The organism is Streptomyces sp. NPDC048560, from assembly GCF_040650955.1.
Lineage (GTDB): Bacteria > Actinomycetota > Actinomycetes > Streptomycetales > Streptomycetaceae > Streptomyces.
In genome coordinates, this window is sequence record NZ_JBEZIJ010000001.1 from 1,015,442 (window position 1) to 1,037,793 (window position 22,352).

The window sequence follows — 22,352 nt, forward strand, 5'->3', positions numbered from 1 at the left end:
TTAGACGGTCGGGGCCGTGGTCGGCACGGCACCGATGCCCGCCAGCAGGTCCGCGAGTCGCTCGTTGACCGCCTCGGGGTGCTCCAGCATCACCAGATGGCCCGCGTCCGGCACGATCACCAGTTCCGCGTCGGGCAGGACCTCCCCGATGGCCTCGCTGTGCGAGCTGGGCGTCACCAGGTCCTTGTCACCCGCCAGGATCAGCACCGGCACCTCCCGGAACGCGGGCAGCGCCCCGCTCTTGTCGTGTTCGGTGAAGGCCGGATAGAACTCGGCCACCACGTCGATCGGGGTCGCCTCGATCAGCCGCTCGGCGAACCGCGCGACCGCCGGGTCCACGTCCCGCGAACCGAACGAGTACCGCTTGATGAGGCTCGCGAAGAGATCCGCGGTCGCCCGCCGCCCCCGCTCCACCAGCTCCGTCTGCGAGCCGAGCGCCTTCAGCACCCCGGGCAGCACCCGCCGTACCGCGTTCACTCCCGCCACCGGCAGCCCGAAACTCACCTCGCCGAGCTTCCCGCTGGAGGTGCCGACGAACGCGACCGCGGCCACCCGGTCCCGGATCAGCGCCGGGTACTGGTCGGCGAGCGCCATCATCGTCATGCCGCCCATCGAATGCCCGACCAGCACGAGCGGGCCCTCGGGAGCCGCCGCGTCGATGACGGCCTTCAGGTCCCGGCCGAGCTGGTCGACGGAGACGGGCACGCCGTCGGCCTGCGCCCGGCCGCGCTCCGACCGGCCGTGGCTGCGCTGGTCCCAGTGGACCGTCCGCACCAGACCCCGCAGCGCGGCCCGCTGGAAGTGCCAGGAGTCCTGGCTGAGGCAGTAGCCGTGGCTGAAGACCACGGTCACGGGAGCGGGTGCCCTGCGGCCGAAGAGCCTGCGCCGCCGCGAGCCCGCGGCCGTGCCGGAGCCCGTCGCGGGACCCGTGGCGCCCTCGGGCTCGACCTCCTCGATCTCGTAGTGCAGCGCTGTGCCGTCGTCCGCGACCGCTTTCCCCGGCACGCCCCGCAGGGCGCCGTAGGGGCCCGCGGCGTCCAGTGCCAGCCGGGCCTTCTTGCGCATCCCCCGGCCCATGGTCATCCGCTCGACCGCGACACCGGCCGCGGCGCCCGCCGCGATCACGCCTATTGCCGCACCGGCGATGCCCGCCCGGCGCCAGCCGGCCGCGGCGGCTGCCGTCACCACCGCGTCCCCCGCGCTGCTCTCGCTCACCGTGCCGCGCTCCTCGTCCTCGTCAGTGGAATTTCGAGTGGTCGGTTGCCGGTACGGGCCGCCTGCCCGGACGACCCGCGCCGCTACCGGTTGAGATGGATGCGGGGCACCCGGGGCCCGATCCGCGTGACGATCTCGTACGCGATGGTTCCGGCCGCCACCGCCCAGTCCTCGGCGCTCGGCTCGCCCCGGTCCCCCGGCCCGAACAGCACCGCCTCCGCGCCGGGCTCCGGCTCGTCGCCCTCCAGGTCGACCACGAACTGGTCCATCGCGACCCGCCCCGCGACCGTGCGGAGCCGGCCTGCGACGAGGACGGGGCCCCGGCCCGAGGCATGGCGCGGGATCCCGTCCGCGTACCCGACGGGGACCAGGCCCAGGGTCGTCTCGGCAGGTGTCGTGTAGTGGTGGCCGTAACTGATGCCGTGCCCCGCCGGCACCCGCTTGACCAGGGCGACGGACGCGGCGAGCGTCATCACCGGGCGCAGCCCGAAGTCGGCCGGTGTGCCCAGCTCGGGGCTTGGCGAGATGCCGTACATGGCGATCCCGGTCCGCACCAGGTCGAAGTGGGACTCGGGGACGGTGAGGGTCGCCGGTGAGTTCGCGATGTGCCGGACCTCGGGCCGGACGCCCGCCTTCTCCGCGTACGCCACCAGGTCCCGGAACACGTCGAGCTGGGAGGCGATCGAGGGGTGCCCCGGCTCGTCCGCGCAGGCGAAGTGCGACCAGAGGCCGGTGATCCTGACGGTGCCGGCCTCCTCGGCCGCGCGGGCCGCCGAGACCAGCTCAGGCCAGTCGGCGGGCTGGCAGCCGTTGCGCCCGAGGCCGGTGTCTGCCTTCAGCTGGATACGGGCCACGGCGCCCGCCGCCGTAGCCGCCTCGGTGACCTCCCGCAGGGCCCACATACCGCTCACGGACACGTCGATGTCCGCCTCGACGGCCTCGCGCCACGGTCCGCCCGGCGTCCACAGCCAGCACATCACCCGGCCGCCGAGGCCGGCCGCCCGCAGGGCCAGTGCCTCCTGCGGGGTGGCGGTGCCCAGCCAGGTCGCGCCCGCTTCGAGCGCGGCCCTGGCACAGGGCACCGCCCCGTGCCCGTACGCGTCGGATTTCACGACGGCCATGAGCTCCGCACCGGCCGCCCGCGCACGCAGGGCGCGCACATTGGCGCGCAGTGCGGCGAGGTCGATCTCTGCACGGGCTCTCAGGGGCGCTGTCTCGTTCATCGCGCCCAGTGTCTCAGAGGCGTACGCCAGTACGTGTCGCATGATCGTCGCGGCCGGGGCGCCGCGGCCCGGTCAGGGGCGTGCCAGCTCGTGCTCCAGGTGCTCCACCAGCACCGGGACATGGCTGCGCGGGACGTCCTTCACGGCCGTCACGAGCGTCACCGGACCGCCTTCGCGCAGCAGGGCGAGCAGTTCGCCGACCGCAGCCGTGTGGGCCGGGTCCGCCAGTTCGGTGCGGTACCGGTCGACGAAGTCGTCGTAGCGGGAGCCCGGGTCCTGGTGGTACCAGGACCGGAGTTCGTTCGACGGGGTGACGTCCTTCGGCCACGTGCCGATCGCCGCCTTCGCCTTGCTCACCCCGCGCGGCCAGAGCCGGTCGACGAGCACACGCATGCCGTCCTCGTCCTCCGGCGGCTCGTACACCCGTCGTACGCGTACGGAACTCCTGCCCACGGCCGTTCTCCTTCCGCCGTCCTCCCCCAGCGTGGCGCAGGCTCAGGCGTCCCGCACATCGCGCCAGGCCGCCGGGATGGCGTCCGCGACGTCCTGCGCGGCCACCGGAGCCCCGGCCGCGGCCCGCCGGGCGGCGAGCCCGTGAAGGTAGGCGCCGACCGAGGCCGCGTCGCGCGGGGCGAGGCCCGCGGCCAGCAGTGAGCCGGTGAGACCGGAGAGCACGTCACCGCTGCCCGCCGTGGCGAGCCAGGAGGTGCCGGTCGGGTTGACCCGTACGGGCGTGTCCCGGGCCTCGGCGACCAGGGTCGTGGAGCCCTTGAGCAGGACGGTGGCGCGGTAGCGGGCGGCGAGCTCCCGCACGGCGGTGAGCCGGCCCGCCTCGACCTCCTCGCGCGCCACGCCGAGCAGGGCCGCGGCCTCCCCGGCGTGCGGGGTCAGCACGGTGGGCGCCGAGCGCGACCGTACGGCCGCGGCGTCCAGTTGGCGCAGCCCGTCCGCGTCGACCAGCACCGGTACCTCGGCCGACAGCACGTCGGCGATCGCCTCGGCCGCCCCGGAACCGTCCCCGAGTCCCGGCCCGACGACCCATGCCTGCACCCGCCCCGCCTTGGACGGCGGCCCGGCGTGCACGAGCGTCTCCGGGTAGCGGGCGATCACCGCGCCGGCGCCCGGACCCACGTACCGCACGGCCCCCGCCCCGCCCCGCAGCGCCCCCGCCACCGCGAGCACCGCGGCACCCGGATACCGCTCGGAGCCGGCCGCCACACCCACGACCCCCCGCCGGTACTTGTCGCTCTCGGCGCCCGGGACCGGCAGCAGCGTCGCCACGTCCGCGTACTGGAGCGCCTCCAGATCCGGCGGCTCCGGCAGCTCGGGGCCCAGCCCGATGTCGACGAGCCGCAGCGCGCCCGCCCGTTCGGCGGCCGGGTCGATCAGCAGCCCCGGTTTGTACGTGCCGAAGGTGACCGTCGCGTCGGCCAGCACCGCCGGGCCGTTGACCTGCCCGGTGTCCGCCTCCACACCGCTCGGCAGGTCCACGGCGAGTACGGGTGCCCCGTGCCCGTGTGCGGTGACGGCCGCCAGCAGGGCCACCGCCTCGGGGCGCAGACCGCCACGGCCGCCGATCCCCGTGATCCCGTCGACCACGAGGTCGACCGCGCCCAGCCCTTCCGCGCTGTCCAGCACCTGGCCACCGGCCGCGCGCAGCGCCGCGAGCCCGGCGGAGTGCACCTTGTCAGGTGAGGTCAGCAGCACCCGTACGCCCGCCCCGCGCTTCGCCAGCCGGGCGCCGGCGTACAACGCGTCGCCGCCGTTGTCACCGCTGCCGACGAGCAGGATGACCCGGGACCCGTACACCCGGCCGTTGCGCCGCAGCAGGTCCCCGCAGGCCACCGCGAGGCCCGCCGCGGCCCGCTGCATCAGGGCGCCCTCCGGCAGCCGCGCCCTCAGTGCCGCCTCGGCGGCCCGTACGGTCTCCACGCTGTAAGCGGTTCGCATACGGTCAACCCTCCGCGATCACCACGGCGGACGCCACCCCCGCGTCGTGGCTCAGGGAGACGTGCCAGTGCCGCACGCCGAGCTCGGCGGCGCGTGCGGCGACCGTGCCCCGCACCCGCAGCCGGGGCTGCCCGCTCTCCTCCACGTACACCTCGGCGTCCCCCCAGTGGAGGCCTCCTGGCGCGCCGAGCGCCTTGGCCACGGCCTCCTTGGCGGCGAACCTGGCGGCCAGCGAGGCGATACCGCGCCGCTCGCCGCTCGGCAGTGTCAGCTCGCTGTCGAGGAAAAGCCGTCCGGCCATCTGGGGCGTACGCTCCAGCGCGGCGCCGAAGCGCTCGATCTCGGCCACATCGATACCGACCCCAATGATCACGTGCTCACTCACTCACTCGACTGTCACTGACTTCGCCAGGTTGCGCGGCTGGTCCACCTCGTTGCCGCGGGCCGTCGCGAGTTCGCAGGCGAAGACCTGCAACGGCACGGTGGCGACCAGTGGCTGAAGCAGCGTAGGCGTAACGGGGATGCGGATCAGATGGTCCGCGTACGGGACGACCGCCTCGTCCCCCTCTTCGGCGATCACGATCGTGCGGGCCCCGCGCGCCCTGATCTCCTGGATGTTCGACACCATCTTGTCGTGCAGCACCGAGCGCCCACGCGGTGACGGGACGACCACGACGACCGGCAGCCCGTCCTCGATCAGCGCGATCGGCCCGTGCTTCAGCTCGCCCGCGGCGAATCCCTCCGCGTGCATGTACGCGAGTTCCTTGAGCTTCAGCGCGCCTTCCAGGGCCACCGGATAGCCGACGTGCCGCCCGAGGAACAGCACGGTGTCCTTGTCGGCGAGCGAGCGCGCCAGCTCCCGGACGGGCTCCATGGTCTCCAGCACCCGCTCGACGGCCCCGGCCATCTCGGAGAGCTGGCGTACGACCGTCCGGATCTCGTCCGCCCACTTCGTGCCGCGCACCTGCCCGAGATACAGGGCGACCAGGTAGCAGGCGACGAGCTGCGTCAGGAACGCCTTCGTCGAGGCGACCGCGACCTCCGGGCCCGCGTGCGTGTAGAGGACGGCGTCGGACTCCCTGGGGATGGTCGACCCGTTGGTGTTGCAGATGGCGAGCACCTTCGCCCCCTGCTCACGGGCGTGCCGCAGCGCCATCAGGGTGTCCATGGTCTCCCCGGACTGCGAGATCGCGATGACGAGCGTGCGCTGGTCCAGGATCGGGTCGCGGTAGCGGAACTCGCTGGCGAGCTCCGTCTCGCAGGGCAGCCGGGTCCAGTGCTCGATGGCGTACTTGGCGATCATCCCCGCGTGGTAGGCGGTGCCGCAGGCGATGACGACGACCTTGTCGACCTCCCGGAGCACGCCGGGCGCGATACGCACCTCGTCGAGGCGCAGCGCACCCTCCTCCCCGCCGATCCGGCCGAGGAGCGTGTCCGCGACGGCCTTCGGCTGGTCGGCGATCTCCTTGAGCATGAAGGAGGCGTAGCCGCCCTTCTCGGCCGCGGACGCGTCCCAGTCCACGTGGTACGCCCGGGTCTCGGCGGGGAGGCCCGCGAAGTCGGTGACGGTCACCCCGTCCCTGGTCAGCTCGACGACCTGGTCCTGGCCCAGTTCGACCGCGTCGCGGGTGTGCGCGATGAACGCGGCGACGTCCGAGGCCAGGAAGGTCTCGCCACGGCCGATCCCCACGACGAGAGGCGAGTTGCGCCGGGCGCCGACCACCGAGTCGGGCTCGTCCGCGTGTACGGCGACGAGCGTGAAGGCCCCTTCGAGCCGTCGGCACACCTGCCGCATGGCCTCCGCCAGGCCGGCGCCCGCCGAGTACGCCTCGGCCAGCAGATGGGCCACCACCTCGGTGTCCGTCTCGGACGCCAGGTCGTGCCCGCGCTCGGCGAGTTCGCCGCGCAGCCCGGCGAAGTTCTCGATGATCCCGTTGTGCACGACCGCGACACGGCCCGCGTTGTCGAGATGGGGGTGGGCGTTGGCGTCGGTCGGCCCACCGTGGGTGGCCCACCGGGTGTGTCCGATACCGACGTTCCCGGCCGGCAGCGGCCGTTCCATCAGCTCCTTCTCCAGATTCACCAGCTTTCCCGCCCTTTTCGCGGCGGCGAGCCCGCCGTCCGAGAGGAGGGCGACTCCCGCCGAGTCGTAGCCCCGGTACTCAAGGCGCTTGAGACCCGCGACCACGACGTCCTGCGCCGACTGTCCACCGACATAACCCACGATTCCGCACATAGCGGCACCATAAGGCGGCGGAGCGCGGGTTCGCAGGGATACGGAGAGGGTGGGCGTGGGACGGCCGCGTCCAGCCTCGTCACGGACGCGGCGGGCCGCGAGGCCGTCGCCGTCACCCGGGAGGAGCAGGGCGGCATCGAGCGCCCGGCACAGAGGTACTCCGCCGGCGACGTCACGACCGGCCAGGCGCGCGCGGCGGCGGCCGCCGTCGGCGCCGAGGGCGAGAAGCCCCGAGCCCGCTGCCCCCTCGTCCCGCTCCTCCCGGCACTGTGCGGGAGCCCTTGTGCGGGAGCCCACGTGACCGAGCCCACCCCCCACGGAGTTAAAACTCCCGCAACAATGAACCCGTGATCACTTCGCCGGCACGGAGCACCCACCGTCGCACCGAGCACGCGCCGACGCCCTACGTCGACCTGTCACGGGCCGAGTGGAGCGCACTGCGCGACAAGACGCCGCTTCCCCTCTCCGCCGCCGAGGTGGAGCAGCTGCGCGGCCTCGGCGACGTCATCGACCTCGACGAGGTCCGCGACGTCTACCTGCCGCTCTCCCGGCTCCTCAACCTCTACGTCCAGGCCACCTCGGGCCTGCGCGGCGCCCTCAACACCTTCCTGGGCGACGCGGGCAACGGCCACGGCGCGCAGCGCGGCACCCCGTTCGTCATAGGGGTCGCGGGCAGTGTCGCCGTCGGCAAGTCCACCAGCGCCCGTATCCTCCAGGCGCTGCTGGCCCGCTGGCCGGAACACCCGCGGGTCGAGCTGGTGACCACGGACGGCTTCCTGCTGCCGATGAAGGAGCTCCAGGCGCGCGGCCTGATGTCGCGCAAGGGGTTCCCCGAGTCGTACGACCGCAGGGCCCTGACCCGTTTCGTCGCCGACATCAAGGCCGGCAAGGACGAGGTCACCGCCCCCGTCTACTCACACCTGATCTACGACATCGTGCCGGACGAGCGGCTGACCGTACGCCGCCCGGACATCCTGATCGTCGAGGGGCTGAACGTGCTCCAGCCCGCGATGCCCGGCAAGGACGGCAGGACCAGGGTCGGGCTCGCGGACTACTTCGACTTCAGCGTGTACGTCGACGCCCGGGCCGAGGACATCGAGACCTGGTACCTCAACCGCTTCCGCAAGCTGCGCGAGACCGCGTTCCAGAACCCGTTCTCGTACTTCCGCAAGTACACCCAGGTCTCCGAGGAGGAGGCCATGGACTACGCGCGCACTATGTGGCGGACCATCAACAAGCCCAATCTGCTGGAGAACGTCGCGCCCACCCGGGGCCGTGCCACTCTGGTGCTGCGCAAGGGACCCGACCACAAGGTCCAGCGCCTGTCCCTGCGCAAACTCTGACCTCTCCGGGAGCCCGCCCGTGCTGCACCTGCGCCTGATAGTCCCCACCGACCGCTCGGACGAGGTGGTGGATCTGCTGGAGCGCACCGTCGGCTGCACCCACCTCGCCGTGCTGACCGGCGCGGCCCGTAGCCCGGCGGGCGACGTGGTGCTCTGCGACGTGGCGCGCGAGGCGGGCGACGAGCTGATCGGCGCGCTGCGCGGGCTCGGCATCGACAAGTCCGGCTCGATCACGGTCGAGAACATGGACCTGACGCTCTCCGAGCACGCCGACCGGGCGGAGGAGGCCGCGCCGGGCGACGGCGCGGACGCGGTGCTGTGGGAGGAGCTGACGGAGGCCACCCACGAGGAGTCGACGCTCAGCATCACGTACCTGGCGTTCCTCACCGTCGCCACGATGCTCGCCGCCTGCGGTGTGATGCTCGACAACGCGATCCTGATCGTGGGCGCCATGGCGGTCGGCCCGGAGTTCGGACCGCTGGCCGGAATCTGCACGGCGCTGGTGCAGCGCGCCCCCCGGCTCGCGCTGCGCTCCGCGTGGGCCCTGATCGGCGGCTTCGCGGTGGCCATGGTCATGACCGCCGGCTTCGCCTGGCTGCTGGACGCCCTCGGCCTCTTCACACGCGAGATGGTCGAGGCGGACCGGCCCAATACGGCGTTCATCTGGAAGCCGGACTGGATGTCGTTCGTGGTGGCGTTCCTCGCGGGCATCGCCGGGACGCTCTCGCTGACCTCCGCGAAGTCCGGGGCGCTGATCGGCGTGGCGATCTCGGTGACGACGGTCCCGGCGGCGGCCAACGCGGCGGTGGCGTTCAGCTACGAGGACTACAGCCAGATGTGGGGCTCCGCCGGCCAGCTGCTGGCGAACCTCGGCGGCATCGTGCTCGCGGGCACCCTGACCCTCCTGCTCCAGAGGGGCCTGTGGGCCGCCCACCGCCGCCGGGCGGCCCCGAAGACGGAGCCGGCCGACAGCGTGTGACGGCAGATCAGCCGAGGGCCGACTTCACCGCGTCGGCCAGCCGGCCGGCCACGGCGCGGGCCTGCTCGATGTCCGCGGCCTCGACCATGACCCGTACGAGCGGCTCGGTGCCCGACTGGCGCAGCAGTACGCGGCCGGTGGCGCCGAGCTCGTGCTCCGCCTCCGCGACCGCGGTGGCCAGCTCGGACGAGGTGCTCACCCGGGACTTGTCGACGTCCGGCACGTTGATGAGCACCTGCGGGAGGCGCTGCATGACGCCGGCCAGATCGGCGAGCGTACGGCCGGTGGCGGCGACCCGGGCCGCCAGCATCAGACCGGTCAGCGTGCCGTCACCGGTCGTGGCGTGGTCGAGGACGATGACGTGGCCGGACTGCTCGCCGCCCAGCGCGAAGCCTTCGGCCTTCATGGACTCCAGGACGTAACGGTCCCCGACGGCGGTCTGGACGAGCGCGATGCCCTCCCGCTCCATCGCCATCTTGAAGCCGAGGTTCGACATGACCGTGCCGACGACGGTGTCCTTGCGGAGCTTTCCGGCCTCCCGCATGGCGAGGGCGAGTACGGCCAGGATCTGGTCGCCGTCGATCTCCTCGCCCGCCGCGTCCACGGCGAGGCAGCGGTCGGCGTCGCCGTCGTGCGCGATCCCGAGATCGGCGCCGTGCTCGACGACCGCGGCGCGCAGCAGACCCAGGTGGGTGGAGCCGCAGCCGTCGTTGATGTTCAGACCGTCCGGCTCGGCACCGATGGTGACGACCTCGGCACCGGCCCGCGCGAACGCCTCGGGGGAGACCCAGGCCGCCGCACCGTGCGCCTCGTCCAGGACGACCTTCACCCCGTCGAGCCGGTTGGGCAGCACGGCGATGAGGTGGGCGACGTACCGGTCGAATCCCTCGGCGTAGTCACTGACCCGGCCCACTCCGGCGCCTGTCGGGCGCGCCCACGGCTCACCGGTGCGGTGCTGCTCGTAGACCGTCTCGATGCGGTCCTCCAGCTCGTCGGCGAGCTTGTGGCCGCCGCGGGCGAAGAACTTGACACCGTTGTCCGGCATCGCGTTGTGGCTGGCGGAGAGCATCACGCCGATGTCGGCGCCGAGCGCGCCCGTGAGGTACGCCACGGCGGGCGTGGGCAGCACGCCGACCCGCAGGACGTCCACGCCCGCGCTGGCGAGGCCCGCCACGACGGCGGCCTCGAGGAATTCTCCGGACGCACGCGGGTCGCGGCCCACCACGGCCTTCGGCCGATGCCCCTCGAAGGTCCCCGCCTCGGCAAGTACGTGCGCCGCCGCGACCGACAGACCGAGCGCGAGCTCGGCCGTCAGATCCGCGTTCGCGACGCCGCGCACGCCGTCCGTGCCGAAGAGTCGTCCCACTGGTGTCCTCCGAGATTGCTCCGAAACCACAAACCACGAACCACAGGGTTCACGCCAAGAAAACAAGAAATACGAAAAACAAGGGGGCCCGGCATGGACATGCCGCTGCGAACACCGCGCGACGGGCCCGGCCCTCGGCACTATGAACGTCTCATGCCGTTATACGCCCGCGAGGGCCGATAAACGAACGCCCCAGCGGCACGAAGTGTGCCGCCGGGGCGAACGGGTAACGCTGACGAGCAGGCGGTTTAGCGCTTGCTGTACTGCGGGGCCTTACGGGCCTTCTTGAGACCGGCCTTCTTGCGCTCGACCGCACGGTCGTCACGGCAGAGGAAGCCGGCCTTCTTCAGCGTGGCGCGGTTGTTGTCCACGTCCGCCTCGTTCAGCGAGCGGGCCACGCCGAGGCGCAGGGCGCCGGCCTGACCGGAGACGCCGCCACCCGAGATGCGGGCGATGACGTCGTAGCGGCCGTCGAGCTCGAGCACCTTGAAGGGCTCGTTGACTTCCTGCTGGTGCACCTTGTTGGGGAAGTAGTCCTCAAGGGTGCGACCGTTGATCTTCCACTTGCCGGTGCCCGGAACGATCCGGACGCGGGCGATGGCGTTCTTGCGACGGCCCAGGCCGGCCGCGGGCTGCGGGTCGCCGAAGCGGCCGGCAAGCGACTCGGAGGTGTACTCGCCCTCGACGGGCACCTCGGACTCGAACGTGGTCACCTCGGCGAAAACCTCTTCGCCCTCGGTGCCCTCGGTGCCCTCGACGGGCGTCTCAACAGTGGTCTCGGCCACGATTCTCCTCAGATCTTTCTGTACGTCTTAAGGGGGAGGCCGGAACTACTGCGCGACCTGGGTGATCTCGAACGGGACCGGCTGCTGCGCGCCGTGCGGGTGCTGGTCACCCGCGTAGACCTTGAGCTTCGAGATCATCTGACGGCCCAGGGTGTTCTTGGGGATCATGCCCTTGATGGCCTTCTCGACGGCCTTCTCCGGGTTCTTGGAGAGGAGCTCGTCGTAACGCACGGAACGAAGACCGCCCGGGAAACCGGAGTGGCGGTACGCCATCTTCTGGGTCTTCTTGTTGCCGGAGAGGTGGACCTTCTCGGCGTTGATGATGATGACGAAGTCGCCCATGTCCATGTGGGGGGCGTAGATCGCCTTGTGCTTGCCGCGAAGGAGGTTCGCAGCCGTGGTGGCCAGACGGCCCAGGACGATGTCCTCGGCGTCGATGATGTGCCACTGGCGAGTGACATCGCCGGGCTTGGGGCTGTACGTACGCACTTCGTAGCCTTCGCTTCTTCAGTGGATGGGGTCCAGACACACGGCACCTCTGAAGCGATATGCAGCTGGGGCACACAATGCCGGGGACGCTGCCCGTATGCGAGCCACTGGTAACTGCTCCAGGGAACCTACGTAAGGGCCCTTCGCGTGAGAACGACGAAGCCAATACGCATAACAACCCCGACAGTACCCGCCCCTCCCCGGACGGGTCAAAACGCGCCGCCCTACCGCGCCCGCTCGACCCGCCGCTCGTCCCACACCGGCTCCGCCGTCTCGCGCACCACCCCGTCCGACCCGAAGACCAGGTACCGGTCGAAGGACTTCGCGAACCACCGGTCGTGGGTGACCGCCATCACCGTGCCGTCGTACACCTCGAGCCCGTCCTGCAGGGCCTCCGCCGACTCCAGGTCCAGGTTGTCAGTCGGCTCGTCCAGCAGCAGCGCCGTCGTTCCGGCCAGCTCCAGCAGCAGGATCTGGAACCGCGCCTGCTGCCCGCCCGACAGCTTCTCGAACGGCTGGTCCCCCTGCCGCTCCATCTCGTAGCGCCGCAGCACGGACATCGCCCCGCCGCGGTCCTTGGCGTGCTCGGTCCAGAGAATCTCGACCAGCGTGTGACCCAGCAGTTCCGGATGCGCGTGGGTCTGCGCGAAGTGCCCCGGCACGACCCGCGCCCCGAGCTTCCACTCCCCCGTGTGCGCCACCGACGTGTCGCCGGCCAGCAGCCGCAGGAAGTGCGACTTGCCCGACCCGTTGGATCCGAGGACCGCGACCCGCTCCCCGTAGAAGATCTCCAGGTCGAACGGCTTCATCAGTCCGGTCAGCTCCAGGTTCTTGCAGGTCACCGCCCGCACCCCGGTCCGCCCGCCGCGCAGCCTCATCTTGATGTCCTGCTCGCGCGGCGGCTCCGGCGGCGGGCCAGCGTCCTCGAACTTCTTGAAGCGGGTCTGCATCGCGTGGTAGCGGTTCGCCATGTCCGGGCTGTTCGCCGCCTGCTGCCGCATCCGCAGGACGAGCGCCTTCAGCCGGGCGTGCTCCTCCTCCCAGCGCCGCAGGAGCTCCTCGAAGCGCGCGAACCGCTCCTTGCGCGCCGCGTGGTACGTCGCGAATCCCCCGCCGTGCACCCAGACGTCCGATCCGGCGGCGCTGGGCTCCACACTCACGATCTTCTCGGCGGCCCGGGACAGCAGCTCCCGGTCGTGGGAGACGAAGAGGACCGTCTTACGGGTCTCCTTGAGCTTCTCCTCGAGCCACCGCTTGCCCGGCACATCCAGATAGTTGTCCGGCTCGTCCAGGAGCAGCACCTCGTCGGGCCCCCGGAGCAGCGCCTCAAGGACCAGCCGCTTCTGCTCACCCCCGCTGAGCGTCCGCAGCTCACGCCACTGCGCCTTCTCGTACGGCACGCCCAGCGCGGCCATCGTGCACATGTCCCACAGCGTCTCGGCCTCGTACCCCCGCACCTCCGCCCAGTCGCTGAGTGCCTGCGCGTACTTCATCTGCGCGGCCTCGTCGTCCACGGTGAGGATCAGCGCCTCGGCCGCGTCGACGGCCTCCGCGGCGTCCCTGATCCTGGGCTGGGCCACGGACACCAGCAGATCCCGCACGGTCCGCTCGTCCCGCACCGAGCCCACGAACTGGGCCATCACCCCGAGCCCGCCGCTCACCGACACCGAACCGCCGTGCGGCTGGAGCTCGCCGGCCAGCAGCCGCAGCAGCGTCGTCTTGCCCGCACCGTTCGCCCCGACGAGAGCGACGACGGCGCCGTCCGCGACCCGGAACGAAGCATCGCCGAGCAGCACCCGCCCGTCCGGTAGGTAGTACTCCAGGTGCCCTGCTTCAAGATGTCCCATACCCAGCATTGTCACGGCCCGCGAAGCCCTGGCCCAACCGGTTTTGCCGCGGTCTAAGATTCGCCGCATGAGCTTTGGTCAAGGGGGGCCCTCCTGGGGGCCGGGCGACAACCACACGCCGGACTGGGCCGCACTGGCCGAGGAGTCCGCGGCACGCAGCCGCCGCAAGAGATGGCTGATGATCGGCGGGGGTGCGCTGGCCACCGCCGCGGTCGGCGCGATCGTGGCCACAGCCGTGATCACGGCCAACGGCAACGGCGGTCCGGCCAGGTCGGAGAAGAACGCGAGCGAGCTGCCCGCGCCCGCCGACCTGCCGTCGGAGACCACCGCACCCGAGCCGTCGTTCTCCTCGGTCGCGCCGCCGCCCCCGCCGGACCCGAAGGACTTCATATCCGACGCCGGGAAGGACAAGGCGCCGGTCACCGTCGACGCCTTCTTCCCCGGCAAGCGCCTGACCATGGGCGACCGCGTGTACGCGAAGGGCGCGGCGGCGCAGACCCGCAGCTGCGCGTCCACCACCCAGGGAGCGCTCGGCTCCATCCTCACCGGCAACGGCTGCGAGCAGGTCATACGCGCCACCTACCGCAAGGACGGTGTGGCGGTGACGGTCGGCCTGGCGGTCTTCAGGACCGAGGCCCAGGCCAGGAAGACGGCCCAGCAGGCAGCGGGCGGCATCGCCTCCCTCAGCGGCGCGGGCGTGCCCACCTTCTGCCGCGGCGGCGCGGTATGCCGCCGCACCGCCAACTCCCACGGCCGTTACGCCTACTTCACCGTCAGCGGCTTCACGAACGGCAAGAACGTCACCAGGGCGGACAGCAACGTGTTCGCGGTCGGTGACGACCTGACGAACTTCACGTTCCGTCAGATCCACCACCGCGGCGAGGTCCAGGCGTCGGCGGCCGTCGGCGCACCGGTCGCCTGACCCGCACCGCCCGGGGGCTCAGCAGCAACCGTCCCCGGGCAACGTCCGTACGTTACGGGCCTCCACGGCCCGCGCCGCCAGCAACGCGTCGGCGGGATAGGCCACTTCCTCCAGCGTCAGACCGTGCGGCCTGACCACATGCACCGCGGGGTCCCGCACCCGCGCGGCCAGCACCTCCGCGGGCCACCCGGCGGGCCGCCGCCCGTCCCCCACGAACAGCGCGGCGCCGATCAGCGCCCGCACCATGTTGTGGCAGAACGCGTCGGCCTGCACGGTCGCCGTCATCACGCCGGACGCCTCGTCCCGTACCCAGTTCAGCTTCTGGAGCGTACGGATGGTCGTCGCACCCTCGCGCTTCTTGCAGTACGCGGCGAAGTCGTGCTCGCCCACCATCGGCGCCGCCGCCTCGTTCATCGCGTCCACGTCCAACGGCCGGTCGTGCCACAGGACATGACCCCGCAGCAGCGGATCCACCCCGCCCGGCCGGTCCGCCACCCGGTACGCGTAACGCCGCCACATCGCCGAGAACCGCGCGTTGAATCCGGCCGGCGCCTCGGCGGCCCGCCAGATCCGCACATCCTGCGGCATCCGCCCGGCCATGCGCCGCAGCAGCTTCTCCTCGTGCTCGGCCCACACCTCGGCCGGCAGATCGACGTGCGCGACCTGCCCCCTCGCGTGCACCCCGGCATCGGTACGCCCGGCTACGGTCAGGTCGTACGTGCGCGAGGACCGGGTCACGGTCCTCAGCGCATCCTCGATCTCACCCTGCACCGTGCGCCGGCTGGTCTGCTTCGCCCAGCCGGAGAAGTCCTTCCCGTCGTACGAAAGGTCCAGCCGCACCCGTACGAAACCGGGCTCCACCTCGTCACTCACCCGTGCATCCTCTCGAAGCAGAACGGGCCCGCATCGCCCCGAAGGGTGATGCGGGCCCGTCCAGTGGTCTCAGAACGCTCAGGCGTCCTTGGACTCCGCGTCGGCCTCGGCGGCCGGCTTGGCGTCCTCGACGGACTCGGCCGGGGCCTCGTCCTTCTTGAGGGAGTCTTCCTTGACCGCACGCTTGGTCGCGGCCTCGGCCTCACCGGTGGCCTGCTGCGCCACGGTCAGCGCCTCGACCAGCTCGATGACCGCCATCGGGGCGTTGTCGCCACGACGGTTGCCGATCTTGGTGATACGGGTGTAACCACCGGGGCGGTTCTCGTAGCGCGGGGCGATCTCGGTGAAGAGCGTGTGCACGATGCCCTTGTCCGTGATCGACTGCAGCACCAGGCGACGGTTGTGGATGTCGCCCTTCTTCGCCTTGGTGATGAAACGCTCGGCGACGGGGCGCAGGCGGCGGGCCTTGGCCTCGGTCGTCGTGATGCGGCCGTGCTCGAACAGCGACTTCGCGAGGTTGATGAGAAGAAGCTTCTCGTGCGCAGCGCTGCCGCCCAGACGGGCGCCCTTGGCGGGCTTCGGCATGGTGTGTCTCCTTGTGTGCTGCACCGGCCGTATCAGGTACCGGTGTCAGTTCCCACGAGGCGGTCGCCCCGCGGAAGTCGTTCGAGGACAGAGCCTCGGCCCGGCGAGGGGCACCCGGAATCCAGGGCGCCCCTGCCGGAGGCGGATCAGTACTGCTCGGTCTCCACGAAACCGGCGTCCGCGTCGTCGTCCGCGCCGAACGCGTCAGCGGCGGCGGTCGGGTCGAAGCCGGGAGGCGAGTCCTTCAGCGCGAGGCCCATACCGGCCAGCTTCGCCTTGACCTCGTCGATCGACTTCGCACCGAAGTTGCGGATGTCGAGCAGGTCGGCCTCGGAACGGGCCACGAGCTCACCCACGGAGTGGATGCCCTCGCGCTTGAGGCAGTTGTACGAACGGACCGTGAGCTCGAGCTCCTCGATCGGCAGCGCCAGATCGGCGGCGAGCGCGGCATCCGTCGGCGAGGGGCCCATGTCGATGCCCTCGGCGTCGATGTTGAGCTCGCGCGCCAGGCCGAACAGCTCGACCAGGGTCTTACCGGCCGACGCCATGGCGTCACGGGGACGCATGGCCTGCTTGGTCTCGACGTCGACGATCAGCTTGTCGAAGTCGGTGCGCTGCTCGACACGGGTCGCCTCGACCTTGTACGTGACCTTGAGCACCGGGGAGTAGATGGAGTCGACCGGGATCCGGCCGATCTCCTGACCCACCTGCTTGTTCTGGACGGCGGAGACGTAGCCGCGACCGCGCTCGACGGTCAGCTCCATCTCCAGCTTGCCCTTGCCGTTCAGCGTGGCCAGGACGAGGTCCGGGTTGTGGACCTCGACACCGGCCGGCGGGGCGATGTCAGCGGCGGTGACCAGACCCGGGCCCTGCTTGCGCAGGTACATCACGACCGGCTCGTCGTGCTCCGAGGAGACGACGAGCTGCTTGATGTTGAGGATGAGGTCGGTGACGTCTTCCTTGACGCCCGGCACGGTGGTGAACTCGTGCAGGACACCGTCGATGCGGATGGACGTGACAGCCGCACCCGGGATCGAGGAGAGAAGGGTCCGGCGCAGGGAGTTGCCGAGGGTGTAACCGAAGCCCGGCTCCAGCGGCTCGATCACGAACCGGGAGCGGAACTCGTCGACGACCTCTTCGGTCAGCGACGGACGCTGAGCGATCAGCATGAGGAGAATCCTTCAGTCGTGGGCACCCACTATTTGATGCCCTACAGATAGAACAAGGGTACGGGCGGTACGCCTCCGAAGAGACATACCGCCCGGACCCGAGAAAAACGCAACAACCGTTACCGGCCGTCGTGCGTCAGACGCGACGACGCTTCGGCGGGCGGCAGCCGTTGTGGGGCGTCGGGGTGACGTCCTGGATCGAACCGACCTCGAGGCCCGTGGCCTGGAGGGAGCGGATCGCGGTCTCGCGGCCGGAGCCCGGACCCTTGACGAAGACGTCAACCTTGCGCATGCCGTGCTCCTGCGCGCGGCGGGCGGCCGACTCGGCGGCCATCTGCGCGGCGAAGGGGGTGGACTTGCGCGAGCCCTTGAAGCCGACGTGGCCGGCGGAGGCCCAGGAGATCACGTTGCCCGAGGGGTCCGTGATCGAGACGATGGTGTTGTTGAACGTGCTCTTGATGTGCGCGTGGCCGTGAGCGACGTTCTTCTTTTCCTTGCGACGCACCTTCTTGGCTGCGCCCTGACGACCCTTGGGGGGCATGTCTTTACTCCAGATGGAGAGGGGAGGTGATCGGTCCTACAGCGAAGACCGCTGGATAGCGTCCGCTGAGGACTACTTCTTGCCCGGCTTCTTCTTACCGGCGATCGCGCGACGCGGGCCCTTGCGGGTACGCGCGTTGGTGCTGGTGCGCTGACCGTGCACCGGCAGACCGCGGCGGTGACGGATGCCCTGGTAGCAACCGATCTCGACCTTGCGGCGGATGTCGGCCTGGATCTCGCGACGAAGGTCACCCTCGGTGCGCAGGTTGGCGTCCACGTACTCGCGGATCTTGACCAGGTCCTCTTCGGCCAGGTCACGAACGCGGGTGTTCGGGTTCACGCCTGCGTTGGCGAGGATCTCCTTGGACCGGGTGCGCCCGATACCGAAGACGTAGGTGAGGGCAACCTCCACGCGCTTTTCGCGCGGGATGTCAACACCTGAAACGCGTGCCATTCAATGGCTCCAGTTGTTATGTCGGGGGTCTTCCACAGTGTCACTCCCGGCCGCCGACCTCTCGTACGAAGTACTGAGGTGGTACGTCCGGGTCCCCGGCCCCCGCCGGAGGTGTCGTCAGCCGAAGCTTGGACGGGCACTGCGTATGTACGAATTACGTGCGTCGCGCGAAGTCTGCGAGATGCAGGGGGTCGTGCTTCAGCCCTGGCGCTGCTTGTGGCGCAGGTTGTCGCAGATGACCATGACCCGACCGTGACGGCGGATCACCTTGCACTTGTCGCAGATCTTCTTGACGCTCGGCTTGACCTTCATGGGATGTCAGGTTCTCCGGGTCAGTGCCACCACCGCGCCGAAGCGCGGTGCGGGCAAGATCTACTTGTATCGGTAGACGATCCGGCCACGCGTCAGGTCGTACGGAGAGAGCTCCACCACGACCCGGTCATCCGGGAGGATACGGATGTAGTGCATCCGCATCTTGCCGCTGATGTGCGCGAGGACCTTGTGACCGTTCTGGAGCTCCACCCTGAACATTGCGTTCGGGAGAGACTCGATCACGGTGCCCTCAATTTCGATGGCACCTTGCTTCTTGGCCACGCTTCGCCTTTCGAATCGGCTACCTTGATCGACTTCGGCTTCCATATGCGGACACACGGATGCACGAGAGCCGACGAGTCAGTCTACGTCAGCGGACCCGAAAAGACGAATCCGTCAAGTTTGCCCACCATCGGTGATCCTTAGACCTGCCGGGCGGGCCCGTCATCACCCGAGGGGGTCGGGCGCGGCCTCGATGCCGTACTGGGCCAGCTTCGCGCGGCCGCAGTCGGGGGCGGTGAGGACGAGGGGACCCTGCTCCGTCAGCGCGATCGAGTGCTCCCAGTGCGAGGACCAGGAGCCGTCGGTCGTCAGGACCGTCCACTCGTCGGCGAGGACCTTCGTCTGCGCCGTACCGAGGGACACCATGGGCTCGATGGCCAGGCAGACGCCCGGGACCAGCTTGATGCCCTTGCCGCGCTTGCGGGAGACGTAGTTCAGCAGGTGCGGGTCCATGTGCATCTCGGTGCCGATGCCGTGGCCGCCGTAGTCCTCGATGATCCCGTACTTGCCGGTGGCCGGGCGGGGCTGGCGGCGGATGTAGGACTCGATCGCCTTCGAGATGTCGACGAGGCGGTTGTTCACCTTCATCGCGGCGATGCCGGCCCACATCGACTCCTCGGTCACCCGGGACAGCTCCACGAGCTCCGGGGCGTGACCGGAGCCGACGAACGCGGTGTACGCGGCGTCGCCGTGCCAGCCGTCGATGATCGCGCCGGCGTCGATCGAGATGATGTCGCCGTCCTTGAGGACGGTCTTGTCGTCCGGGATGCCGTGCACGACGACCTCGTTGACCGAGGTGCAGATGGTCGCGGGGAATCCGCCGTACCCGAGGAAGTTCGACTTGGCGCCGTGGTCCGCGATCACCTTGCGCGCGACCTCGTCCAGGTCCTTCGTGGTGGCACCGGGCACGGCCGCCTCACGGGTGGCGGCGTGAATGGCAGCGACCACCAGGCCCGCCTCGCGCATCTTCGCGATCTGCTCGGGGGTCTTGATCTGCACCATTGCTCGGCGCCTCTCTACGTCTGTGGGATACGGGTGCGGCGTACCCCACGATACGGCGCAAACAGTCGGCCGCGACGCCCTGAGGCGCCGCGGCCGGCTGTGAAGGTGATGCGGGGAGGTCTCAGCCCTCGTCGGACTTCTTGAGCGCCTCCATGGCCCGCTCGGTCACGTCGGTGACCTTGCCGAGCGCGGAGATGGTGACCACCAGGCCCTGGGCCCTGTAGTAGTCGATGATCGGCTCGGTCTGCGTGTGGTAGACCTCGAGCCGGGTCCGGACCGTCTCTTCGCTGTCGTCGTCACGCTGGTACAGCTCGCCACCGCAGGTGTCGCAGACACCCTCGGCCTTCGGCGGGTTGTAGGTCACGTGGAAGACGTGCGCGCTCTCGTTCCGGCAGATGCGGCGGCCGGCGATGCGCTTGACCACCTCGTCCTCGGGGACCTCCAGGTCCAGAACCGCGTCCAGCTTCACGCTCTCGCTCCGGAGCATCCCGTCGAGAGCCTCGGCCTGCCCCACGTTGCGCGGGAAGCCGTCGAGCAGGAAGCCGTTGACGGCGTCCGGCTGGGACATGCGGTCCTTGGCCATCCCGATGGTGACCTCGTCCGGCACCAGCTGCCCCGCGTCCATGTAGGCGCGGGCCTGCTTGCCAAGGTCGGTGCCCTGGCTGATGTTGGCGCGGAAGAGGTCGCCCGTGGAGATGTGCGGAATCGACAGGTTCTTGGCAAGGTACGCAGCCTGCGTTCCCTTGCCGGCACCGGGCGGCCCGACGAGGACGATTCGCATCAGCGGAGGAACCCTTCGTAATTGCGCTGCTGGAGCTGACTCTCGATCTGCTTCACGGTTTCCAGACCCACACCCACGATGATGAGGATGCTCGTCCCGCCGAACGGGAAGTTCTGGTTGGCTCCGCCGAAGCCTGCCAACGCCATCGTCGGCACAAGAGCGATCAGACCCAGATACAGCGAGCCCGGCCAAGTGATCCTGTTGAGCACGTAGCTCAGGTACTCGGCGGTCGGGCGACCAGCCCGGATGCCCGGGATGAAGCCACCATACTTCTTCATGTTGTCGGCGACTTCCTCGGGGTTGAACGAAATCGCCACATAGAAGAAGGCGAAGAAAACGATCAACAGGAAGTACGTCGCGATGTAGTAGGGGTGGTCACCCTTGACGAAGTGGTCCTTGATCCATGTCGCCCAGCCCGCGGTGGAGTTGGAGAACTGGACGATCAGGGCCGGGATGTAGAGCAGCGAAGAAGCGAAGATGACGGGAATCACACCCGCCTGGTTCACCTTCAGCGGGATGTATGTGGACGTACCGCCGTAGGACCGGCGCCCGATCATGCGCTTCGCGTACTGCACCGGGATGCGGCGCTGGGCCTGCTCGACGAAGACGACGAGCCCGACCATGACGAAGCCGATCAGGATGACGGTGGCGAACTCGATCCAGCCGTCCGCGAGCTTGCCGCTGGTCTTGATGGCCCACAGCGCGCCGGGGAAGCTGGCCGCGATCGAGATGAACATCAGGATCGACATACCGTTGCCGATGCCCTTGTCGGTGATGAGCTCACCGAGCCACATCACGGCGGCAGTTCCGGCGGTCATGGTGAGAACCATCACGACCGTCGTGAAGATCGACTGGTTGGGAACGATCTGATCCGCGACAGGACAGCCGCTGAACAGAGCCCCGCTGCGAGCGGTTGCCACCAGGCCGGTGCCCTGGAGGATGGCGAGCGCGACGGTCAGATAACGCGTGTACTGCGTGATCTTGCCCTGGCCCGACTGTCCCTCCTTCTTGAGGGCTTCGAGCCTGGGGATGACGACGGTCAGCAGCTGAAGAATGATGCTGGCCGTGATGTACGGCATGATGCCGAGCGCGAAGATCGTGATCTGCAGCAGTGCACCACCGCTGAACATGTTCACCAGGCCGAAGAGGCTGTTGTTGCCCTTGCTTGCCTGATCAACACAGGTCTGGACGTTCTCGTAGCTCACTCCCGGTACGGGGATGTGCGCCCCGAGACGGTAGAGCACGATGATGCCGAGCGTGAAGAACAGCTTCTTGCGCAGGTCGGGCGTCTTGAACGCCCGGGCGAACGCGGTGAGCACGGTGCCTCCTGCGACCCCCGCGCAATGCGTAGAGGTGACGGTCTTGAGGATCGACGATTAGGTAACAGTCAAAGGTCCCCGGGCGGGCGCCCAGGGGGTTAGCACACAACAACGCTGGCCACCTTACCGGCGACCATGCCCCCCTAGGAACGACCAACCGGGGATGCCCCATATGAGAGGCATCCCCGGTCGGATGTTCAGGCCACCAGCTTGTCCGAGTTGTCTCAGACGAGCTCGGTGACAGTGCCGCCGGCAGCGGCAATCTTCTCCTTGGCGGAGCCGGAGACGGCGTCAACCGAAACCTGCAGCGCCACGGAGATCTCGCCCTGTCCGAGGACCTTGACGAGGTGGTTGTTGCGCACAGCGCCCTTGGCGACCAGGTCGGCCACCGTGACCTCTCCACCCTCGGGGTAGAGCGTCGCGAGCTTGTCCAGGTTCACGACCTGGTACTCCGTGCGGAACGGGTTCTTGAAGCCCTTGAGCTTCGGGAGACGCATGTGGAGGGGCATCTGGCCACCCTCGAAGCGCTCCGGAACCTGGTAACGAGCCTTCGTACCCTTGGTACCACGGCCTGCGGTCTTACCCTTGGACGCCTCACCACGACCCACACGGGTCTTGGCGGTCTTGGCGCCCGGGGCAGGCCGGAGGTTGTGGGCCTTCAGCGGGCTGTTCTCCGCCAT

The 22,352-nt window shown here is 69.8% G+C and carries 24 protein-coding genes; 3 read left to right on the plus strand and 21 right to left on the minus strand.

What is annotated here, in order from left to right; all coding sequences use genetic code 11:
• The 6 genes from AB0C82_RS04465 to glmS form a co-directional block, all read right to left on the minus strand.
• Positions 1-1,215 (minus strand): alpha/beta hydrolase, encoded by a 1,215-nt coding sequence (locus tag AB0C82_RS04465; RefSeq protein WP_362836171.1) that lies wholly within the window; start codon positions 1,213-1,215, stop codon positions 1-3.
• Between the two features lie 83 nt (positions 1,216-1,298).
• Positions 1,299-2,438, minus strand: a complete 1,140-nt coding sequence (alr, locus tag AB0C82_RS04470; RefSeq protein WP_362836173.1) for an alanine racemase — start codon at positions 2,436-2,438, stop codon at positions 1,299-1,301.
• Between the two features lie 72 nt (positions 2,439-2,510).
• Positions 2,511-2,891 carry a DUF488 family protein gene (locus tag AB0C82_RS04475; protein ID WP_362836175.1) on the minus strand — a complete coding sequence of 127 codons (381 nt, stop codon included), beginning with the start codon at positions 2,889-2,891 and terminating at the stop codon, positions 2,511-2,513.
• Between the two features lie 42 nt (positions 2,892-2,933).
• Positions 2,934-4,388, minus strand: a complete 1,455-nt coding sequence (locus AB0C82_RS04480) for an NAD(P)H-hydrate dehydratase (RefSeq protein WP_362836176.1) — start codon at positions 4,386-4,388, stop codon at positions 2,934-2,936.
• Positions 4,389-4,392: 4 nt separating this feature from the next.
• On the minus strand, positions 4,393-4,761 hold the full coding sequence (locus AB0C82_RS04485; protein ID WP_362837047.1) for a holo-ACP synthase: 369 nt from the start codon (positions 4,759-4,761) through the stop codon (positions 4,393-4,395).
• 12 nt (positions 4,762-4,773) lie between these two features.
• A complete protein-coding gene (gene glmS / locus AB0C82_RS04490) occupies positions 4,774-6,624 on the minus strand; it encodes a glutamine--fructose-6-phosphate transaminase (isomerizing) (protein WP_362836178.1) in 1,851 nt (616 codons plus the stop codon).
• Between the two features lie 347 nt (positions 6,625-6,971).
• On the opposite strand from glmS, the gene coaA reads away from it, so the two are divergent.
• Together coaA and AB0C82_RS04500 are read left to right on the plus strand one after the other, a co-directional pair.
• Complete coding sequence (gene coaA / locus AB0C82_RS04495; RefSeq protein ID WP_362836180.1) at positions 6,972-7,967, plus strand: type I pantothenate kinase; 996 nt, start codon at positions 6,972-6,974, stop codon at positions 7,965-7,967.
• A gap of 19 nt (positions 7,968-7,986) precedes the next feature.
• Complete coding sequence (locus AB0C82_RS04500) at positions 7,987-8,946, plus strand: DUF389 domain-containing protein (RefSeq protein ID WP_362836182.1); 960 nt, start codon at positions 7,987-7,989, stop codon at positions 8,944-8,946.
• 7 nt (positions 8,947-8,953) lie between these two features.
• Here the strand turns inward: AB0C82_RS04500 and glmM are convergent, their stop codons facing one another.
• From glmM to AB0C82_RS04520, 4 genes are all read right to left on the minus strand, one after another.
• Positions 8,954-10,312 carry a phosphoglucosamine mutase gene (gene glmM, locus AB0C82_RS04505; protein WP_362836184.1) on the minus strand — a complete coding sequence of 453 codons (1,359 nt, stop codon included), beginning with the start codon at positions 10,310-10,312 and terminating at the stop codon, positions 8,954-8,956.
• A gap of 248 nt (positions 10,313-10,560) precedes the next feature.
• Positions 10,561-11,097: a 30S ribosomal protein S9 gene (gene rpsI / locus AB0C82_RS04510; RefSeq protein ID WP_362836186.1), complete on the minus strand. Its 537-nt coding sequence runs from the start codon at positions 11,095-11,097 to the stop codon at positions 10,561-10,563.
• A gap of 45 nt (positions 11,098-11,142) precedes the next feature.
• Complete coding sequence (rplM, locus tag AB0C82_RS04515) at positions 11,143-11,586, minus strand: 50S ribosomal protein L13 (RefSeq protein WP_362836188.1); 444 nt, start codon at positions 11,584-11,586, stop codon at positions 11,143-11,145.
• Positions 11,587-11,810: 224 nt separating this feature from the next.
• Positions 11,811-13,433 (minus strand): ATP-binding cassette domain-containing protein, encoded by a 1,623-nt coding sequence (locus AB0C82_RS04520; RefSeq protein ID WP_362836190.1) that lies wholly within the window; start codon positions 13,431-13,433, stop codon positions 11,811-11,813.
• A gap of 67 nt (positions 13,434-13,500) precedes the next feature.
• On the opposite strand from AB0C82_RS04520, the gene AB0C82_RS04525 reads away from it, so the two are divergent.
• Entirely contained in the window at positions 13,501-14,355 is an 855-nt protein-coding gene (locus AB0C82_RS04525; RefSeq protein WP_362836192.1) for a hypothetical protein, read from the plus strand.
• Between the two features lie 18 nt (positions 14,356-14,373).
• Here AB0C82_RS04525 and truA read toward each other — a convergent pair whose 3' ends face one another.
• The 11 genes from truA to rplO all read right to left on the minus strand — a co-directional run bounded on the left by truA (position 14,374) and on the right by rplO (position 22,352).
• The gene (truA, locus tag AB0C82_RS04530) at positions 14,374-15,228 is read right to left on the minus strand and encodes a tRNA pseudouridine(38-40) synthase TruA (RefSeq protein ID WP_362836194.1); all 855 of its coding nucleotides are present in this window, start codon (positions 15,226-15,228) and stop codon (positions 14,374-14,376) included.
• 78 nt (positions 15,229-15,306) lie between these two features.
• The gene (gene rplQ, locus AB0C82_RS04535; RefSeq protein ID WP_362836196.1) at positions 15,307-15,813 is read right to left on the minus strand and encodes a 50S ribosomal protein L17; all 507 of its coding nucleotides are present in this window, start codon (positions 15,811-15,813) and stop codon (positions 15,307-15,309) included.
• A 146-nt stretch (positions 15,814-15,959) separates the two neighbouring features.
• A complete protein-coding gene (locus AB0C82_RS04540; protein ID WP_003966937.1) occupies positions 15,960-16,982 on the minus strand; it encodes a DNA-directed RNA polymerase subunit alpha in 1,023 nt (340 codons plus the stop codon).
• A 136-nt stretch (positions 16,983-17,118) separates the two neighbouring features.
• Positions 17,119-17,523, minus strand: coding sequence for a 30S ribosomal protein S11 (gene rpsK / locus AB0C82_RS04545; RefSeq protein WP_003956432.1), 405 nt, complete (start codon positions 17,521-17,523; stop codon positions 17,119-17,121).
• Between the two features lie 72 nt (positions 17,524-17,595).
• Complete coding sequence (rpsM, locus tag AB0C82_RS04550; protein ID WP_362836198.1) at positions 17,596-17,976, minus strand: 30S ribosomal protein S13; 381 nt, start codon at positions 17,974-17,976, stop codon at positions 17,596-17,598.
• A gap of 198 nt (positions 17,977-18,174) precedes the next feature.
• On the minus strand, positions 18,175-18,288 hold the full coding sequence (rpmJ, locus tag AB0C82_RS04555) for a 50S ribosomal protein L36 (RefSeq protein ID WP_003956441.1): 114 nt from the start codon (positions 18,286-18,288) through the stop codon (positions 18,175-18,177).
• 60 nt (positions 18,289-18,348) lie between these two features.
• Positions 18,349-18,570 (minus strand): translation initiation factor IF-1, encoded by a 222-nt coding sequence (infA, locus tag AB0C82_RS04560; RefSeq protein ID WP_014047798.1) that lies wholly within the window; start codon positions 18,568-18,570, stop codon positions 18,349-18,351.
• Positions 18,571-18,735: 165 nt separating this feature from the next.
• Positions 18,736-19,572 (minus strand): type I methionyl aminopeptidase, encoded by an 837-nt coding sequence (map, locus tag AB0C82_RS04565; RefSeq protein WP_362836200.1) that lies wholly within the window; start codon positions 19,570-19,572, stop codon positions 18,736-18,738.
• Positions 19,573-19,693: 121 nt separating this feature from the next.
• Positions 19,694-20,353, minus strand: coding sequence for an adenylate kinase (locus AB0C82_RS04570; protein WP_362836202.1), 660 nt, complete (start codon positions 20,351-20,353; stop codon positions 19,694-19,696).
• Positions 20,353-21,672: a preprotein translocase subunit SecY gene (gene secY / locus AB0C82_RS04575; RefSeq protein WP_362836204.1), complete on the minus strand. Its 1,320-nt coding sequence runs from the start codon at positions 21,670-21,672 to the stop codon at positions 20,353-20,355. The genes AB0C82_RS04570 and secY overlap by 1 nt, the downstream gene beginning before the upstream one ends.
• Positions 21,673-21,896: 224 nt before the next feature.
• The gene (gene rplO, locus AB0C82_RS04580; RefSeq protein WP_014047794.1) at positions 21,897-22,352 is read right to left on the minus strand and encodes a 50S ribosomal protein L15; all 456 of its coding nucleotides are present in this window, start codon (positions 22,350-22,352) and stop codon (positions 21,897-21,899) included.

Coding starts and splice junctions, on each gene's coding strand:
- AB0C82_RS04570 (WP_362836202.1), bottom strand. CDS start 20,353: ATGCGAATCGTCCTCGTCGGGCCGCCCGGTGCCGGCAAGGGAACGCAG.
- rplQ (WP_362836196.1), bottom strand. CDS start 15,813: ATGCCGAAGCCCGCCAAGGGCGCCCGTCTGGGCGGCAGCGCTGCGCAC.
- AB0C82_RS04520 (WP_362836190.1), bottom strand. CDS start 13,433: ATGGGACATCTTGAAGCAGGGCACCTGGAGTACTACCTACCGGACGGG.
- rpsM (WP_362836198.1), bottom strand. CDS start 17,976: ATGGCACGCGTTTCAGGTGTTGACATCCCGCGCGAAAAGCGCGTGGAG.
- rpsK (WP_003956432.1), bottom strand. CDS start 17,523: ATGCCCCCCAAGGGTCGTCAGGGCGCAGCCAAGAAGGTGCGTCGCAAG.
- glmS (WP_362836178.1), bottom strand. CDS start 6,624: ATGTGCGGAATCGTGGGTTATGTCGGTGGACAGTCGGCGCAGGACGTC.
- map (WP_362836200.1), bottom strand. CDS start 19,572: ATGGTGCAGATCAAGACCCCCGAGCAGATCGCGAAGATGCGCGAGGCG.
- rplO (WP_014047794.1), bottom strand. CDS start 22,352: ATGGCGGAGAACAGCCCGCTGAAGGCCCACAACCTCCGGCCTGCCCCG.
- AB0C82_RS04540 (WP_003966937.1), bottom strand. CDS start 16,982: ATGCTGATCGCTCAGCGTCCGTCGCTGACCGAAGAGGTCGTCGACGAG.
- AB0C82_RS04480 (WP_362836176.1), bottom strand. CDS start 4,388: ATGCGAACCGCTTACAGCGTGGAGACCGTACGGGCCGCCGAGGCGGCA.
- AB0C82_RS04525 (WP_362836192.1), top strand. CDS start 13,501: ATGAGCTTTGGTCAAGGGGGGCCCTCCTGGGGGCCGGGCGACAACCAC.
- rpmJ (WP_003956441.1), bottom strand. CDS start 18,288: ATGAAGGTCAAGCCGAGCGTCAAGAAGATCTGCGACAAGTGCAAGGTG.
- alr (WP_362836173.1), bottom strand. CDS start 2,438: ATGAACGAGACAGCGCCCCTGAGAGCCCGTGCAGAGATCGACCTCGCC.